The sequence below is a fragment of the Moheibacter stercoris genome, from assembly GCF_040545805.1.
GTDB lineage: Bacteria > Bacteroidota > Bacteroidia > Flavobacteriales > Weeksellaceae > Moheibacter > Moheibacter stercoris.
In genome coordinates, this window is the sequence record NZ_JBEPMO010000004.1 from 40,856 (window position 1) to 58,291 (window position 17,436).

At 36.7% G+C, this 17,436-nt stretch carries 14 protein-coding genes; 6 read left to right on the forward strand and 8 right to left on the reverse strand.

Annotation, left to right across the window (positions count from 1 at the left end; translation table 11 throughout):
* Positions 1 to 67: 67 nt before the first annotated feature.
* The gene (gene atpD / locus ABID46_RS04645; RefSeq protein ID WP_354507560.1) at positions 68 to 1,576 is read right to left on the reverse strand and encodes a F0F1 ATP synthase subunit beta; all 1,509 of its coding nucleotides are present in this window, start codon (positions 1,574 to 1,576) and stop codon (positions 68 to 70) included.
* 321 nt (positions 1,577 to 1,897) lie between these two features.
* Here atpD and ABID46_RS04650 point away from each other — a divergent pair, with 321 nt between their 5' ends.
* From ABID46_RS04650 to ABID46_RS04665, 4 genes are all read left to right on the forward strand, one after another.
* Complete coding sequence (locus ABID46_RS04650; RefSeq protein WP_354507562.1) at positions 1,898 to 4,012, forward strand: catalase; 2,115 nt, start codon at positions 1,898 to 1,900, stop codon at positions 4,010 to 4,012.
* An 80-nt stretch (positions 4,013 to 4,092) separates the two neighbouring features.
* The gene (locus tag ABID46_RS04655) at positions 4,093 to 5,022 is read left to right on the forward strand and encodes a bifunctional riboflavin kinase/FAD synthetase (protein WP_354507564.1); all 930 of its coding nucleotides are present in this window, start codon (positions 4,093 to 4,095) and stop codon (positions 5,020 to 5,022) included.
* A 265-nt stretch (positions 5,023 to 5,287) separates the two neighbouring features.
* Positions 5,288 to 5,725, forward strand: coding sequence for a DUF805 domain-containing protein (locus tag ABID46_RS04660; RefSeq protein ID WP_354507566.1), 438 nt, complete (start codon positions 5,288 to 5,290; stop codon positions 5,723 to 5,725).
* A gap of 32 nt (positions 5,726 to 5,757) precedes the next feature.
* Positions 5,758 to 6,462 (forward strand): hypothetical protein, encoded by a 705-nt coding sequence (locus tag ABID46_RS04665; protein WP_354507568.1) that lies wholly within the window; start codon positions 5,758 to 5,760, stop codon positions 6,460 to 6,462.
* On the opposite strand, the gene ABID46_RS04670 is transcribed toward ABID46_RS04665, so the two are convergent.
* The 4 genes from ABID46_RS04670 to dprA all read right to left on the reverse strand — a co-directional run bounded on the left by ABID46_RS04670 (position 6,459) and on the right by dprA (position 11,803).
* Positions 6,459 to 7,442 carry a tetratricopeptide repeat protein gene (locus ABID46_RS04670; protein ID WP_354507570.1) on the reverse strand — a complete coding sequence of 328 codons (984 nt, stop codon included), beginning with the start codon at positions 7,440 to 7,442 and terminating at the stop codon, positions 6,459 to 6,461. The two genes, ABID46_RS04665 and ABID46_RS04670, sit on opposite strands and share 4 nt — an antisense overlap.
* A gap of 106 nt (positions 7,443 to 7,548) precedes the next feature.
* Positions 7,549 to 9,159, reverse strand: coding sequence for a S8 family serine peptidase (locus ABID46_RS04675; RefSeq protein ID WP_354507572.1), 1,611 nt, complete (start codon positions 9,157 to 9,159; stop codon positions 7,549 to 7,551).
* Positions 9,160 to 9,303: 144 nt separating this feature from the next.
* On the reverse strand, positions 9,304 to 10,644 hold the full coding sequence (gene gdhA, locus ABID46_RS04680; protein ID WP_354507575.1) for an NADP-specific glutamate dehydrogenase: 1,341 nt from the start codon (positions 10,642 to 10,644) through the stop codon (positions 9,304 to 9,306).
* Positions 10,645 to 10,714: 70 nt separating this feature from the next.
* The gene (gene dprA / locus ABID46_RS04685) at positions 10,715 to 11,803 is read right to left on the reverse strand and encodes a DNA-processing protein DprA (protein WP_354507577.1); all 1,089 of its coding nucleotides are present in this window, start codon (positions 11,801 to 11,803) and stop codon (positions 10,715 to 10,717) included.
* Positions 11,804 to 11,882: 79 nt separating this feature from the next.
* On the opposite strand from dprA, the gene ABID46_RS04690 reads away from it, so the two are divergent.
* Together ABID46_RS04690 and ABID46_RS04695 are read left to right on the forward strand one after the other, a co-directional pair.
* Positions 11,883 to 12,770: an HU domain-containing protein gene (locus ABID46_RS04690; RefSeq protein ID WP_354507579.1), complete on the forward strand. Its 888-nt coding sequence runs from the start codon at positions 11,883 to 11,885 to the stop codon at positions 12,768 to 12,770.
* Between the two features lie 62 nt (positions 12,771 to 12,832).
* The gene (locus ABID46_RS04695) at positions 12,833 to 13,354 is read left to right on the forward strand and encodes an acyl-CoA thioesterase (protein WP_354507581.1); all 522 of its coding nucleotides are present in this window, start codon (positions 12,833 to 12,835) and stop codon (positions 13,352 to 13,354) included.
* Between the two features lie 58 nt (positions 13,355 to 13,412).
* Here the strand turns inward: ABID46_RS04695 and ABID46_RS04700 are convergent, their stop codons facing one another.
* From ABID46_RS04700 to ABID46_RS04710, 3 genes are read right to left on the reverse strand one after another with little or no spacing between them, the layout of a single operon-like run.
* Positions 13,413 to 15,443 (reverse strand): hypothetical protein, encoded by a 2,031-nt coding sequence (locus ABID46_RS04700; protein ID WP_354507583.1) that lies wholly within the window; start codon positions 15,441 to 15,443, stop codon positions 13,413 to 13,415.
* A 3-nt stretch (positions 15,444 to 15,446) separates the two neighbouring features.
* Positions 15,447 to 15,950, reverse strand: coding sequence for a hypothetical protein (locus ABID46_RS04705; protein ID WP_354507585.1), 504 nt, complete (start codon positions 15,948 to 15,950; stop codon positions 15,447 to 15,449).
* A gap of 6 nt (positions 15,951 to 15,956) precedes the next feature.
* A complete protein-coding gene (locus ABID46_RS04710; protein ID WP_354507586.1) occupies positions 15,957 to 17,372 on the reverse strand; it encodes a C1 family peptidase in 1,416 nt (471 codons plus the stop codon).
* Positions 17,373 to 17,436: the final 64 nt, after the last annotated feature.

The window sequence follows — 17,436 nt, forward strand, 5'->3', positions numbered from 1 at the left end:
TGGTATCAAGATTCAGGTATCAAGTATCAAGAATTCTTACTACTCAATACTTACTACTTGCTACGAATTAAGCGTTAACTTCCGCCAACATTTTCTCTCCGTGCTCAATCACATCTTCGATTGTACCTTTCAAGTTAAATGCTGCTTCTGGATATTGATCCACTTCACCGTCTAAGATCATGTTAAATCCTTTGATGGTATCTTTGATATCAACCAAAACTCCAGGGTTACCTGTAAACTGCTCAGCTACGTGGAACGGTTGAGATAAGAAACGTTGAACACGTCTTGCACGGTGTACAACCAATTTATCTTCTTCTGACAATTCCTCCATACCTAAGATCGCGATGATATCTTGTAATGCTTTGTAACGTTGTAAGATTTCTTTTACTCTTTGCGCACAATCATAATGCTCATCTCCTAAAATTTGAGGAGTCAAGATTCTTGAAGTAGAATCCAATGGATCTACCGCTGGGTAAATACCCAAAGAAGCAATCTTACGAGACAATACGGTTGTAGCATCTAAGTGAGCAAAGGTTGTTGCTGGTGCCGGGTCAGTTAAGTCATCCGCAGGTACGTAAACCGCCTGAACTGATGTAATAGACCCTCTTTTTGTTGAAGTAATACGCTCTTGCATCGCACCCATCTCAGTTGCCAAAGTTGGTTGGTAACCTACCGCTGAAGGCATACGTCCTAACAAAGCCGAAACCTCAGAACCTGCTTGTGTAAAACGGAAGATGTTGTCGATAAAGAATAATACGTCACGTCCTTGACCTGAACCATCACCATCACGGTAGTACTCAGCCAATGTCAATCCTGACAAAGCAACACGAGCACGTGCTCCCGGAGGCTCATTCATCTGTCCAAATACGAAAGCAGCTTTCGATTCTTTCATGATTTCTTTGTCAACTTTTGACAAATCCCATCCTCCTTCTTCCATTGAATGCATGAATTCATCACCATATTTAATAATTCCTGCTTCCAACATCTCACGAAGTAAGTCATTTCCTTCACGGGTTCTTTCACCCACTCCAGCAAATACTGACAAACCTCCGTGTCCTTTTGCAATATTGTTAATCAACTCCTGAATCAATACGGTTTTACCAACACCCGCACCTCCAAACAATCCAATCTTACCTCCTTTTGCATAAGGCTCGATCAAGTCGATTACTTTGATACCAGTGTATAAAACTTCTGATGAAGTCGATAAATCTTCAAATTTCGGTGCTGGACGGTGGATTGGTAATCCTCCCGCTCTGTCGATATTTCCTAAACCGTCGATAGCATCTCCTACCACGTTGAAGGTACGACCATTAATAGCATCTCCAATAGGCATTGTGATTGGAGCTCCCAATTCTCTTACTTCTTGACCTCTGCTCAATCCGTCAGTAGAATCCATTGCAATACAACGAACTGTATCTTCTCCAATGTGTTGTTCAACCTCCAAAATCAAAGATTCTTTTCCTTCTCTTGGGATTTCTAACGCATCATAAATGTTCGGAAGATTTTCAGCGTTTTCAAATACAACGTCAATAACCGGTCCAATGATTTGTGCAATTTTGCCTGTATGGTTTGCCATTATTTTAAAAATTAAGTGTTGTTAAATTTTGCGCAAATATAAGGCAATCAACTGATTCTAATAGCATCAATTATAAGATTTTTATCAGTATTTATTCTTATCCAATATTTCAATTGAAAATATCTGATTCAGAATGCTGTATAGGATTCGAAACAATTTCTTCATCACCAATATTTTAATTTTCGCTTGGCAAATTCTTTCCATAAAATCATGAAAAAATTCATCCATGTTAAATTAAGTTAAAAATGAAACGTTTCATGACAATTATCAGCTAAAACTAATATCTTTAATGCAAACTAGTTTAACCTAATGAAGAACGACATGAAAAAACAAAAATCAAGTCAAAACCCAAACATTGACAAAAATCTAATCGACAATTCCAATAAAATTTTAACTACCAACGACGGCGTTCCCATTCACGACAATAACAATACGTTGAAAGCAGGAAATCGCGGTCCATCCCTACAACAAGATCACATTTATTTTGACAAACTCATGCATTTTGATCGGGAACGAATTCCAGAAAGAGTCGTTCACGCAAGAGGTTCTGCTGCTCATGGATTTTTTGAAGCAACCGCAGATGTGTCGGAATACACCTCTGCGAAATTCCTCAAAAAAGGAACCGTTACGCCTGTCTTTACACGTTTTTCAACAGTCGCTGGATTCAAAGGATCTACCGATTTGGCCCGTGATGTTCGTGGTTTTTCCGTAAAATTTTATACCGAGGAAGGAAATTATGATTTAGTCGGAAATAATATTCCCGTTTTCTTTATTCAAGATGCGATGAACTTTCCCGATTTGGTTCATGCCGTAAAACCTGAGCCCAACAATGAAATGCCTCAAGCCGCTTCAGCTCATGACACCTTTTGGGACTTTATTTCCTTAATGCCAGAATCGGCTCATATGATTATGTGGGTAATGTCTGACCGCGCGATCCCAAGAAGTTTACGCATGATGGAAGGTTTCGGTGTTCATACCTTCAAATTTGTCAACAAAGACGGAAAAGGAACCTTTGTGAAATTTCATTGGCGTCCAAAATTAGGAACCCATTCCGTAGCTTGGAATGAAGCCCAAAAAATTTCCGGATTCAATTCTGATTTTCACAGACAAGATTTATGGGAAGCGATTGAAGAGGGCAATTATCCGCAATGGGATTTGGGTGTTCAATTGATTCCAGAAGAAGATGAATTAAAATACTCCTTTGACATCCTCGACCCAACCAAAATAATTCCAGAAGAATTGATTCCACTGAAAATCATCGGAACCATGACGTTGAATCGAAATCCGGAAAATTTCTTTGCAGAAAACGAACAATCGGCTTTTGATCCAGGACGAGTTGTTCCAGGAATCGATTTTTCCAATGATCCGCTTTTACAAGGAAGAATATTCTCCTATATGGATACCCAAAACTACCGTTTAGGTGGACCTAATTTCCATGAATTACCGATTAACCGACCTTTGAACGGCAAACACAACAACCAGAAAGATGGATTTGGAAAGGTGGACATTTTGAAAGGTGCCGTTAGTTATTTCCCAAATAGCAAAATGGATGGATGCCCATACCAAGCGATGCTCAGAGGCGAACAAGGATTTGAATCGCACAAAGAAAAAATTAAAGCCGAAAAAGTTCGTGAACGATCTGATTCATTTGCCGATCATTTTTCTCAGGCAACATTGTTTTTCAATTCGCAAAGTCCAGAAGAGCAAGATCACATCATCAATGCCTTGAGTTTTGAATTATCAAAAGTCAAAGAGGCAAAAATTAGAGAACGAGTTTTGGCGATTTTGAATCAAATCGAAGGGAAATTGGCGAAAAAAGTCGGAGATAATTTAGGTCTAACTCCTCCAAAAGAATTGGATGAATTGACTTTAAAGTTCGCACGACAAAACCACCCCAACTATCCAATCAAACCCAAAAAACAAGAAGTTAAAAAATCCGAAGCGTTGAGTATGAAAGTAAAAGATGGAGAAGGAACAATTGAAACCCGAAAAGTGGCTTTTCTTATCGATGAAGGCGCGAGTAAATCTTCAGTCGACAAAATGAAATCCGCTTTGGAAAAAGAAGGAGCTTCGGCTGTAATGATTGCTTCCAAAGTCGGAAAACTGACATTTGACGATGGGTCCACTACAGAAATTCAACATTCTTATTTGACCGAAGCCTCTGTTTGTTACGATGCATTCTTCACTCCAGAAGGAAAACATGTAAAAGATTTGGCCAAAAATCCAGATTATATCCATTTCTTAAATGAAGGTTATCGACATTGTAAAGCCATTTCGTTTGCAAAAGGCGCAGAGGAATTAGCCAAAAAAGCATTTATTGAAAAAGATGCTGCTGTTATTTTTGAATCCAAAGATGATTTACACAATGATTTCATCGCTGCCATGAAAAAACATCGTTTATGGGAACGTGAAAAACCAAGAAAAGTTCCCGCATAAGGATTTAGCCCTCATTTTAGAGGGCTTTTTTATAACATCTAATTTCCAAATCCTTTCAGAACTCTTTACCTTTGCATTCAATGAAAATTTTCCACGACATTTCCACTTGCCGCGAGGTAAAGAATCCTATTTTAACGTTAGGAATGTTTGATGGCGTTCACATTGGTCATCAAGCCATCATCCAAAAGTTAAATGAAATTGCAGCGGAAATGCATGGCGAAAGCACTTTGCTTACGTTTGAACCTCATCCGAGAATTGTACTAAAAAAGGATGTAGATGGTTTAGAGCTATTGACCACTTTGGAAGAAAAAATTTCATTGCTTCAAAAATCTGGTTTAGAAAATTTGATTCTTCATGAATTCACTCCTGAATTTGCGTGTCTGAGTTCAGAAGAATTTGTCAAAGAATTATTGGTCAATCACATTGGGATTCACACCATCATCATTGGACATGATCATCAATTTGGAAAGGATCGTTCGGGAAATTTTGAACAATTGCAAGAACTTTCCAAAGAATTCGGATTTCAACTTATACGACTCGATGAAATTAAATCGGGTGATTTTTTGGTGAGTTCGACTGAAATTCGAAATGCACTAAAAGGGGCAAACCTCGATTTGGTTAAAAAAGGTTTAGGTCGAAATTATCGTTTTTCAGGTCAGGTTGAACATGGAGACAAATTGGGAAGAACTTTGGGTTTCCCAACTGCCAATTTAAAATTGGACGCCTACAAATTAGTCCCTAAAAATGGTGTCTATTTCGTCAAGGTTATCCGTGAAAATCAAATTCACAAAGGTCTTTTGAGCGTTGGAACTCGTCCAACGGTAACCAATTCCAATGAAAAACGAGTGGAAGTTTTCATCTTGGATTTCGATCAAGAAGTTTATGGAGAAACTCTAGAAGTGGAAGTTTTGGAATTCATTCGTGAGGACATGAAATTTGATTCTTTGGAAGCATTGGTTGAGCAAATGAATTTGGACTTAGAATTTGCAATTGAACATCCTATAAATTAATTTTAAGCACCTTAGCGCTTAAAATGAACCTACTTCAATTCTATTGGTAACAACTTACCACAAATGCTTTTCAATTTGCTGGAAGAACCAATCGACCCGACTTTTGGAAATTTACATCTATCCAATTGTTCATTATATTTTGTTTGATTGTCCTAATTGTTTTCATAATTCAAGAATCCGATGAATTCGAAAATAAATATGGACCCAATCCAAACTTTATTCAAGAATAATTTACTAATTTTAAGAAAATTAAAACTATATTATTATGATTGAATGGTACAAAAAAGTTGTATTTGAAAACTACGTTAACTTCCAAGGAAGAGCAAGAAGAAGTGAATATTGGTATTTTACGTTATGTAATTTTATAATCTCTTTGGTTCTTTACATTCCTTTATTGGCCTCAGGAGGAATGGATGCGATGGCTATGCAGGGAGGCGGATCTCCTTCTGGTATATTTTGGTTATTTTATATCGTGTATTTATTGTATTCTTTAGCTGTTTTGCTACCATCACTAGGCGTTCTTGTGAGAAGATTGCATGATATTGGAAAAAGTGGATGGTTTTTCTTAATTGTTTTGATTCCTTTAGTCGGACCTATCATCATGCTTGTATGGTTGTTTACTGACAGCGAACCAGGGACTAACAAATGGGGACCAAATCCTAAAGAAATCAATCCAGAAATTGGAGATATAGGAAAATACTAAATTTAAAAACTAAAAAAAGGTTCATACGTATTATGAAAATTAACTTAAAAAAAATTATCCCATTTATAGGAATTCTAAGTTTCTATTGGATCTTTTCTTGTCAAGACAAAAAAGATGAATCCGTAGAAAGTATCGAAATTGAAGAAGCTCCGGAATTGGTTGTGGTGGAAGAGAAAACAGATGAAGGTATTTTTTCCGAATTTGAATCGCAACCCGCGATGAAAAATTGGCTAAGCTATCATCAATCCAAAGAATCTCCACTAAATCTTTCCAAGTTCAATTTGCAAGAACCTCAAAAATTGGAGATTATTCCTGGAAATGTAAAAGGAAATTTCGAAGCTGATTTTGATAAAACCTATGAACCTTTTTTAATCTACAATCCTTCAAAAACCATGTATTTGGATATTGACAGTTACAACTGGGAAGTTGGAAAAGATGGATTTCCCATGTACAACTCAGATTCTGAAATCAATTTGGTCAATTTAGCCGACAAAACCATTAATCGAGTTGCCTACTATGGCCCTTCGTATTGGGTGGAAGATGCCTTTTGGGTAACAGATTCTATTTTTGCTTTGCTCGAAAACAACGATGAAAACCAACCTTCCATTTTAATTGTCAATTTGAAACAAAATAAAATTTCTACCTATACCTACGAAGATAGTTTACGAAATCAAACTGCAGACAGAAGCTACATCAAGAAACGTTTGTCTGACAAAGGGATTAAAGTAAGTCCTTAATCTGCCCAATTCAGATTGTATTTTTTCAAAATGGCTTTGAATTGATCTATTTGATTCTTTTTTTCCATCTGAAAATACAATACCGAAATCATATGTTCCGCATCTGTACGATAAGGTGATTTGATGTCCAAATAACCTATGTAAGCTTTACAGGCATAGTCCAAAGCCAATTCAGGTTGATCTAAATGATCGGTATAAATATGTGCCAATCCATAGTAAACTTCAGGATCTCCCGGATATATTTTCCCAAGTCTTTCGTAGGCTTCAATCGCTTTCTTGAAATCCTTTTGATAAACATACACAATAGCAGAATTCTGCAATGGCATTTTTCCGGCTGGATCTAATTTTAGGGAATTTTCATACGCCTCAATTGCTTTGTCAAATTGATTCATTCGGCGATAATTCAAGCCCATATTGTCCCAAGCAAAGGCAAAATTCGGATCGATTCGAAGAGCTTCTCTGTAATATTCATTCGCTTTTTCAAAATTCTGATCTTTGGATTCCAGAACACCCAACTCATAAAAACGTAAGGCTTCGGGATTTTTTGAGACCGATTTTTCATTAGGCATATCATTGGAAGCAACTTTTTCAATCATGGATTCACAATTTTGCATCAAATAGCGCTCAATTTTGTAATAATAATCTCTGTATTCTTGTGAATTCTTATTGAAATCAATTGCAATTTCTACATCACCTTTCGATTCAACCACATGCTCTCCTTCACCCTTGTCAAGATAGGTTTCGAGTGGAGCCAAAGTTTGATTTAACTTTAACATCAATTGCAAGCCATCTGTTTGTTCATCGATACAACCACTGATATCGTTGATTACTTTTATTTTTTCTCGATTTTGAACTGCAATAGAATCGATGCATTGACATGCTTTATCGGAAATTTGTTTTAGTATTTTTTCTTCATCCAACATTTGGGCAAAAAGAGGTTGCGACAGAACAGAAATAGTTAGGAGTAAAATTTGTTTCATTGTAGGAATAATTGATTCTACAATTTACATAAATATTTGAGTTTTAGAATAGAATTAAAAAAATCCATCAAAATTAGATGGATTTCTTACTTCTTTTCATGTCTGATTATTTTTTAATAATCTTCTTTATTACCTGTTGACCATTTTCCAATTGTACCTTCAACACATAAACTCCATTGGGCAAATCTTGGATATTCAACTCTGATATAGCTTTCATTTTTCGAACTATTTTCCCTTCAACTGAAATCAATTGCAAAGAATGAATGTTTTTGTCGGATTGAATATTGATCAAACCTGAAGTTGGATTCGGATAAACAACCACGTTATTTTTCGAATCTATATCCACCACCGACATCAAAGAGTTATGAGCCAATTCAAAATTTGGAATACCATAGCCTAATTGATTGGTTGGATTGGTATATCGACTAGCGGTCTGACGAACAATTTGTCTTAAATCAGATGGCAAAACTTCGGGATTTGCTTGAATGAAACAAGCCATCGCTCCAGCCATGATAGGCGACGAAAACGAAGTTCCGTTGGAATAATCAATATTTCCATTGACACGAATGATGGCAGCATCGCGACCCCTTGCAGTAACATCGGGTTTTATACGTCCGTCTGCACTTGGTCCATAAGAAGAAAATCCAGCCGAAATCCCATATTGATCCACGGCTCCAATGGTAAATACATCAACTCCATCGGCAGGAGCTGTAATATAATGCCATGCAGAGTTTCCTGAATTTCCCGCTGAGTTCACGACCATAATTCCTTTTTCAGCTGCAATTTGAGCACCTCGTGTAATAAAAGCTGTTTGACCATCCATATCTTCGTACACATAATTGTAGCGAGGATCATCAAATTCATTGTACCCCAAAGAGGTGTTGATTACGTCAACTCCTAAATAATCCGCGCGTTCGGCTGCAGAAATCCAGTGAACTTCTTCATCTGGCAATTCATGATCGGTATTTTCGGTGATGAACAAATAATAATCTGCATCGATAGCAGTTCCTACGTATTGGTTTTCAATATAGGCACCAATGGTCGATAAAACCATGGTTCCATGAGTTCCACGCGCATAAATATTTTCATTGTTCTCGATGAAATTGTATCCCCCTTTAATTTGACCATTGTTTCGAATGTAACTAAAGGCTCCTAAACTATTCACACCAGGAAATCCGTTATCCATAACGGCAATGGTAATTCCCTCACCTGTAAAACCTAAATTATGAAGGTACTCCAATTTGAGTTGTTTTACTTGTTCATCCGTAACTCCATAGTTAAAATCCATTTCACCATCTGTTCCAATAGTACCGATAGGCTCATTGGCAAATTTATCGGGTTGTGGGTTATAGACTTCCGGCCCATCAACCCGAACGAATGATTCTACCTCTGACACAAACGGCAAGGCTTCCAATTGACTAACCTGAGCATTGCTTACCCAAGCAAAGACTCCGTTGAACCATTTGGAAACCGCAATAGGCGTTACACCCAAATTTTCCACTTGAGTGACATAGGATGGTTCCACCGGAACATCTTGTAAATTGAAGGGAATATTGTATTTAGCTCGACGATCAATCGCTTTCTGCGTCAACATTTCCAATGGATTATCATAAAAATGTTGAGCATTGGGTTTGTCTTCAAATTTGATCAAAACCAAATCTTGGGAGAACAACCACCCACAAAATAAGAGAAAGATTAGGGTTAAAAATTGTTTCATGTGTATGTTATTTGAAGGTGAAATTTACGGATATTTTCTGATTTAAGGTCAATTAGATTTGGATTGAATTGACTTTCTCATGAATCAAAATTCCAAAAAAAATCGCCCCAAAATGAGACGATTGATGTTTTATTTCTATTGAATTTACACTACTCCTTGCGCAAGCATTGCATCGGCAACTTTGACAAAACCAGCAATATTTGCTCCTTTTACATAGTCAATGTAGCCATCTTCTCCTTTTCCATATTTCACACAAGAATCGTGAATATCGGTCATTATTTTGGTTAAAATTCGGTCGACTTCATCAGCCGTCCATTCTATTCTCAATGAATTCTGAGACATTTCCAAACCAGAAGTTGCGACTCCACCTGCATTGGAAGCTTTCCCTGGTGAGAATAATATTTTATGCTTTTTAAAATATTCCATAGCATCTGGCGTAGTTGGCATATTGGCTCCTTCTACTACGCATTGCACTCCATTGGCTACCAACATTTCGGCATCAGCCAAATGCAATTCATTTTGGGTAGCACAAGGCATCGCAATATCAACTTTTTGCATCCAAGGAGATTTTCCTTCAAAGAAAGGAACTCCATATTTTTCAGCATAAGGTTTTACCACATCATTATTGGTCGCGCGAAGCTCCAACATGAAGTCAATTTTCTCCCCAGAAATTCCATTTTCATCATAGATATGTCCATCTGGACCAGACAAAGTCACAACTTTCGCACCCAATTCAGCCGCTTTGGTTACAGCTCCCCAAGCCACATTTCCAAAACCTGAAACTGCAATTCGTTTCCCTCTTATTTCTTCACCTTTTGTTGCCAACATGGCTTTCAAAAAGTAAACAGCTCCAAAACCAGTAGCTTGAGGACGCAACAAAGAACCACCCCAAGACATTCCTTTTCCAGTAATCACACCGGTAAATTCATTTCGAAGTTTTTTATACATTCCAAACATATACCCAATTTCGCGAGCACCAACTCCAATATCACCTGCTGGAACATCTGTATTTGGTCCCACATGACGATACAATTCGCTCATGAAAGCATGGCAAAAACGCATGATTTCGCCATCTGACTTTCCTCTAGCGTCAAAATCAGATCCTCCTTTTGCACCACCCATTGGCAAAGTAGTTAAGGCATTTTTAAAGGTTTGCTCAAACGCCAAAAATTTTAAAATACTCAAATTCACACTTGGGTGAAATCTCAATCCACCTTTATAGGGTCCAATCGCAGAGTTCATTTGAATTCGATATCCTCTATTCACTTGAATGATTCCTTTATCATCTACCCAAGGAACTCGGAAAATGATCGTTCTTTCTGGTTCAGTCATTCGTAACAAAAGATTTTGTCCGTGGTAAATATCCTTATTTAAGGTATAAGGCAAAATGGTTTCCGCTACTTCTTGAACAGCTTGTAAAAATTCTGGCTCATGGGGATTTCTTCTTCCCACTTCTGCCATGAAATCATGAATGATTTTCTCCATATAAAACTTGAAATTGATTTTATCAAATTTACATTTTCCTCAAAAATCTCATGCAAAAATTTCATTTTTTTTAATTTAACCCATACAATTTTCCCGAAAATGGCTTTATCAAACCCATTAATTCTAATTCTAATAATACCGAATTCAGTTTGTACAAAGGAATTTGAAGACTTAGAGCAATTTCATCAATGTGCTTTTTTCCTGATTTAACCAAAAACTGATATACCAAATCTTGATCGGAATTTAGGTCAATAAATAATTCCTTTTGAATAGGTTTCGGATTAATTTTCAAGTTGAAATAATTCAACAAATCGTTGGCATCACGAATCATATAGGCTTGATTACTTTGAATCAATTCATTACAGCCAAAACTCAACCGATCTTCAATTCTACCCGGAACAGCAAAAACTTCCCGATTGTAGGAATTGGCATAATTCGCTGTCGCCAAAGCACCACCGCGTTTATCAGATTCCACCACAATTACCGCATCGCAAAGACCAGCAATGATTCGATTTCGAAGGACGAAATTCAAAGGTTCAGCATTATGAAATGTCGAATATTCGGTTAATAATGCCCCGTTTTCACAGATTTCTTTCGCTTCCTTTTTATGAGGTGCAGGAGAAATTCGATTGAGCCCATGTGCCAAAACTGCAAGATTGGGAATTTGATATTTCAGGCAATTTCGATGCGCTTCAATATCACAACCATAAGCCAAACCACTTACAAAAGCAATGTTTTGAGAGGACAAATCCTCCACTAATTTCTCAATAAATTTTTTCCCATACGAAGTCATTTGGCGTGTTCCAACAATTCCGATATGCAACTTATTATCAAAATTATAATTGCCCTTTTTAAACAAAACCAAAGGAGCGTCAGAACAATTTCTTAATTTTTCGGGATACGAAATATCTTGATAGCTTAGGATTTCAATGCCGTGCTTTTCGCAATAATCCATTTCTTTTTGTGCCAAAGCAAAACATTCGTTCGTTTGGAAATAACGAATCAAATCAGTTCGATTTCGAAAAATCGCTTTCAATTCCTTTGGACTTAAATGCCAAATCTGATCGGCTTCAACCGTTTTTAAAATTTTCCGTTGGTTTATTGGACCCAATCTTGGAACGTAAGTCAATGCAAGTAATGGTAGTAAATTAGGGTTCATCTTTCTAAGTTAAGAAAAGTTTATTAACAATTTATTTACTTGACGGATTTTTATGGGAATAACTTCGTACTTTTGAAGTATGAATTTGGAAAAGTATATCTCAACCTTATTGTTTCAGCACGATTGTGTGATTGTGCCAGAATTTGGTGCGTTTATCGCTCAAAAAGTTCAATCGATTTATCAACCTGAAAATTCAATTTTTTTACCACCAAAAAAAGAATTGGCTTTTAACCCATCTTTGATCAAAAATGATGGGTTATTGATTCAAGAAGTGGCGACGAAAAATGGAATTTCATTTGAAAAAGCTCAAGAAGAAATTGAAAGCATGGTTCAATTTTGGAAAAACCATTTGAACAAAAATACAACCTTGAATTTGGAGGGACTTGGAAATTTTTCAAAAACAGAAAATGATCAATTAAATTTCACACCATCTTCCCAAAACTATTTACTGAAGTCGTTTGGTTTGGATAAGGTTAAAGGACAATATGTCTTAACCACTGAAAACCAAGAAAGTTCTTCTGCTGTTTGGTGGAAAGTCGCTTCGATTATTCCTATTTTGGTGGGAGGTTATTTGTATTTTGGGAAACCAAAACCTGTAACTGACTTTGTGAATCAACAATGGAGTGGGTTTGTATCACCTATTTTGAATCCAGATGCTTCTGCCACCAAAGCTGTTTTTGCGGAACCAATTAAGGTTGTTGAAAAACAAATTTCAGCGGTAAAAGAAGAAGCGATTATTCATGATTACCAAATGATTGTTGGTTCGTTCAGAAAGTTGGAAGAAGCCAACAATTCGGTAGCGAAATTGCAAGAAAAAGGATTTGAAGCTGCGAAAATGACTCAGAAAAAGGGAAGTTTTTATTATGTTGCTTTGCAAACTTTCCCAACCAAAGAAGAAGCTTTGGAATACAGAAGAAGTTTGGGTGAAGAATTTCCAGAATCTTGGGTTCTATCTCTAAAAGATTAAGACTAAACAATTTGTTTATCGAGATAATTTAAAGACCTTTGCGCCGCAAAAGGTCTTTTTTCATGAAATCAAAAATCAAAACTCCCTCAGAATCAGCGGCTGTATTAACCAATTTGGTTTTACCAGGCGAAACCAATATGTTGAACAACCTTTTTGGAGGTGAATTATTGGCGCGTATGGACCGAATTTCTTCCATTGCGGCAAAACGCCATTCCGAAAGTTACCAAGTTGTAACAGCAAGCGTGAACCACGTTTCGTTCAATACACCCATTCCTTTGGGAAGCATTGTGAAATTGGAAGCAAAAGTAACCCGTGCTTTTTCTACTTCAATGGAAGTTTATGTCGATGTTTGGATTGATGACCCTGTCAAACAAGTGATGATTAAAACCAATAATGGAATCTACACCTTTGTGGCGGTTGACCAATGTAACAAACCCACAGAAGTTCCGCAAATAAAACCTGAAACCGAAGAAGAAATCGAACGATTTGATGCAGCTTTACGAAGAAAACAATTGAGTTTGATTTTGGCGGGAAGATTAGACCCAAAGGACGCACACGAGCTGAAAGCATTATTCATGGGTTAAAACAAAAAGAACCTTTCAAATTTTGAAAAGTTCTTTTTTGCTTTCTTATCGATTCATTTTAATATTTGATTTCCAATAGGGCTTCTGGATCTTTCTGGTCAGAAGCTTTTTTAAGCCATTTCATTCGCTCTTCCATATTCATTTTCAGAAGATAATGTCGCGCTAACGCAAATTGGGCATCGACAAATCCTGACTCCGCAGATTGTTTTAATTTTTCTAAGGCTTCATCACTCTTGTTGGCCGAAATCAAATCAATGACTTCTAAAAACTCCTGTTGTCCTTTGGTTAAACCTCCGGCGACTTTTGCAGAAGATTTGATAGATTTTACGCTTGGATTGATCACATACTTAAAAGTTGATTTATCTATGACATCTGGACTTGCCCAATAACTTCCAATTACATTTCTTATATATTTAAAATTCCAAAAAATCTTCCTCTCATCATCTACAGGAGCCACTTTGTGGCAATAGTAAAATCTCATTTTATTACGATTATACAGCGCTGCCAAATCACTGAAGGCGATCGATAGACCTGATTCAGCTGCTTTTTTTACAATTTCAAAACCTTCGTTACAAGTAGTGGCATCATAAAGCATTTTATTTCCTTTCGAATACTCACTAAAACCAACAGCAATATCCGCTACTACCTCTGACTGTACATATGTCTCTTTGTTTTCAATGGTAAACAGAGAAGCATCTACTGGAACATTGGTTTTCATGGATTCAATTTGTAATGTTTCATCCAAATTATAGGAAGGAATATTCATCACTTTATGTTGCTTAAAAGGAAATAATACACCATCCACATTTCGGTAATCGGAATAATACGTGGTATAAATCATAGGATCAGATGATAGTGCAACGTATTTCCAAATTTCTTCTGTCGCAATTAGCAAGGAGGTTTTCACATCATAATAACGCAAATAATCAATTTCAACAACCACTAATCCTTCATTCGAAACCTCCTTTGTAGGCAACTTTAACACGTAAACTTCTTTTCCGTCTAGTTGTTTAATCCCTTCAAATCGGATGTCCGTGTTATTTACCAAATAAGCAAATTCTTTTACATAACTGGCACTTGCTCCATCAGATTTGGAACCGGGAATGGCTTCTGGATTTTCATATTCAGCCCATTGATCATTTAGCTTTTTCATGTAAACCTTCCCCCCAAGGCCAAGCATTTCACCCGAAGAGCTATTGTTAAAAAAATAAGAAGGACGAAGGTAAACGATGTCGTCTTTCGTTTCGGTAGTTGTGAGACCTAGGGTATTTTTTATATGAGAAGTAGTTGTCTGTTTGGTTTGCATCGTTTTTATTTTACTGATTGCTTCTTGCCCACCAATTGCTTTTATGTACTGCGCCAAAATTTGTTCAGCATCAATCACGTCTTTTACATCCTCCTCAGAAATTTTATTTTCGATAATTTGGACGATTACTTCTTCTTTAATTTCTTCTACTTTTATACTTTTCCCATTCCCTCGGTTCCATCCCTTTTCAACCGCCTGTAGTCGTTTGGATTTTTCTGGGTGCGTAGATGACCCTTTTTCAGGTAGCATTTTATCGATGGCTGACTGAGCGTCTTTCAAACTACAACCCATTCTTGCTAAAACAAATCCTGAAAATTCGTCGGCTTGTAATTCGGTCTGGTGAGTACTTCCGGCCCCTGTAAGTGTATGCCCGTTTAGGTGGTGACCAATTTCGTGTGCCAAAATGCTGATTAGTCCCCAATCAGTGTTGGTTGCATCTTTTACTTTTTGAAAGAACAAATTGTCATAGATAATATAACGATCCAAATCTCCGTTTTTTAAAGGAATCGTTACGGCAATTGCATTATTTATACCTCCACATTCTTCTACTTCAAAATTCCGGAACAGTCCTACTTTATCCAAAATTTGCTCTACTTTTAAAAGCGCTTCCTCGTATTTCTCTCCGGAATGTACCGAATTATACAATTCACAAATATCGCTATAATCATCTGCTTGTTCGACCGTTTGATATCCTTGATATCCACAGGAAAAAACACGTAGCTGCGCTTGTGTATTTGCACCAATAATTAATAGAATTAAAAAAAAATTGTAATAAAGTTTCATGATTTATTTAATTATAGATTCGAATTTTGACTTGAATTCCGGTTTAACGAAAATGACTTCTTGGCCTTCCGAGAGACTGATTCTACTAAATTGATTGGTCATAGGACTGTACATAAAACTAAAATACTGGTCCGAATTAAAAATTCGAATTTGGTATTTGGGTTTAAATTCGGTTTTAGATAGAGAAATAGAATCCCAATCATAGAGTTTATCGTCTATAATCGTCTGGCAAAATAATTGAACTTGTTTTTCGGAGAATTCTCCAATCAAAACTGCTTTGTTCATCGAGTCTTTCGTGCCTTCGATTAACACTGAATGGATTTCAAGCAGGTCTATTTTCGTTGAATTCTCTAATTGGAAAGCACTGGCCTCTCCGACAAACTGAAAAAATCGTTCATTTGTGAGAAGTTGACGCGAAATAGTTTCAGACGTTTTGAATTTTGGGTCAGAAGAAAAAATCGCACAACCAGTTAAAAAGAAAGCGAGAATAAGCAAACTGCTTTTCATTCCAATTTAATTACGTTTGATTTCTAACAACATTAACACCATGGATCCCGAAGAATACGTGGCTTCAAATGCAATTTCGCCTTCGGACAATTTGATGTTTTCTTTTGCAATCAGTTTATCTTTGAAGATAAGATACAATTTGTCCAATAAATCTCCATCTAAAGTATCCAGTTGATTTTTAACTTCTTCCACCTCAATACGATCTTCTGAAAAGAGGACGATGGAATAGTCGGAATTAACTTGTCCTCCTAATCGAAACCAATGTTTTTCTCCAGGTATGATGACTTCCGTATTGTCATAATTAATAAACGGACTTATGTTTTTATCATGAGGAAATAAAATGCCGTTCTGTCCATTTGAATCCGCGGCAAAAACATATACATAGCTTGGTTTCTCTACTTCAACATACATTCTATATCTTGTCCCTTCCGGAAATGTTTTTTGTGTCTGATAGTCCCCAGCACTTTGAATTTCTTTATCCACTACTACCTCTTGCCAACCTAAAACGGATTTACCATAGCCTCCATTTCCTTTCGTAACGGTCATTTCTGAACCGTCTTGCAGCATCATTTTCAGTTTTCCTGCTAAATTTCGCTTTTCCACTTTGGTTTGTGGAATCATTTCAAATGCATACCGTGTATAGTTGACAAAGTCATCATATCGAACCCAAATATATCCTGAATTCCCCCAGTCTGTACCCCAACTATTTACGATCTCAAATGCCCCTCCGTATTTATCATCATCATACCCCACAACACACATCGCATGGCCACCTACTCCCATTTCTTCTGGTTCGTATAGGTTTTTAGCATAATAAAATGCGTTTTCTACTAGAAAGCCTATGATGACCGGATTGCCGTTTGCCAATGATCTTTTGACGGATTCTATCTTCACTTCTTTTGATTCAGATGCACCATACAATCGGGTAAAATCTTTGATCCGATATTCTTTTGCTTTTTCTACCACCGAAGTTGAGATTTCATCTCCACAGGAATCATCAAAGTCGGAAAAAAAAGCCGAACCATCCTCTACCATTGATTTTAAAGCTCGATTAATGTAAGCACCACCTTGGCAATTATAATCATCATCCACATTGGATTGCATATAGGTAAAAAGTGGAGAAAATAGTTTCGAATCTGATTTAGAGTTATTCATTCTAGACTCTAGAATTGATCTTCCATAATAGGCAGTTGACCAACCCACACAAGTTCCATAATAGCCTTGGTTTTTAATTTCTGGAACAAATTCTTTTAACGATACAGAAGTGATGTCGGCTACGACATCCTGAAATCCTACATTTCGTGCTTTTAATGGAGTATTATCATAAGCCTTATCATCCATTATCAGCCCTGTCGAATAAGGAGTTTGCGCCCATACAATGATGACAAAAAAGGATAAGATTCCTGAAAATTTTAATTTCATGATTAATAATTTAGTTTAAGAGAAATGCAATCATACTAAATTTTGATGTATAAAATCTTATAAA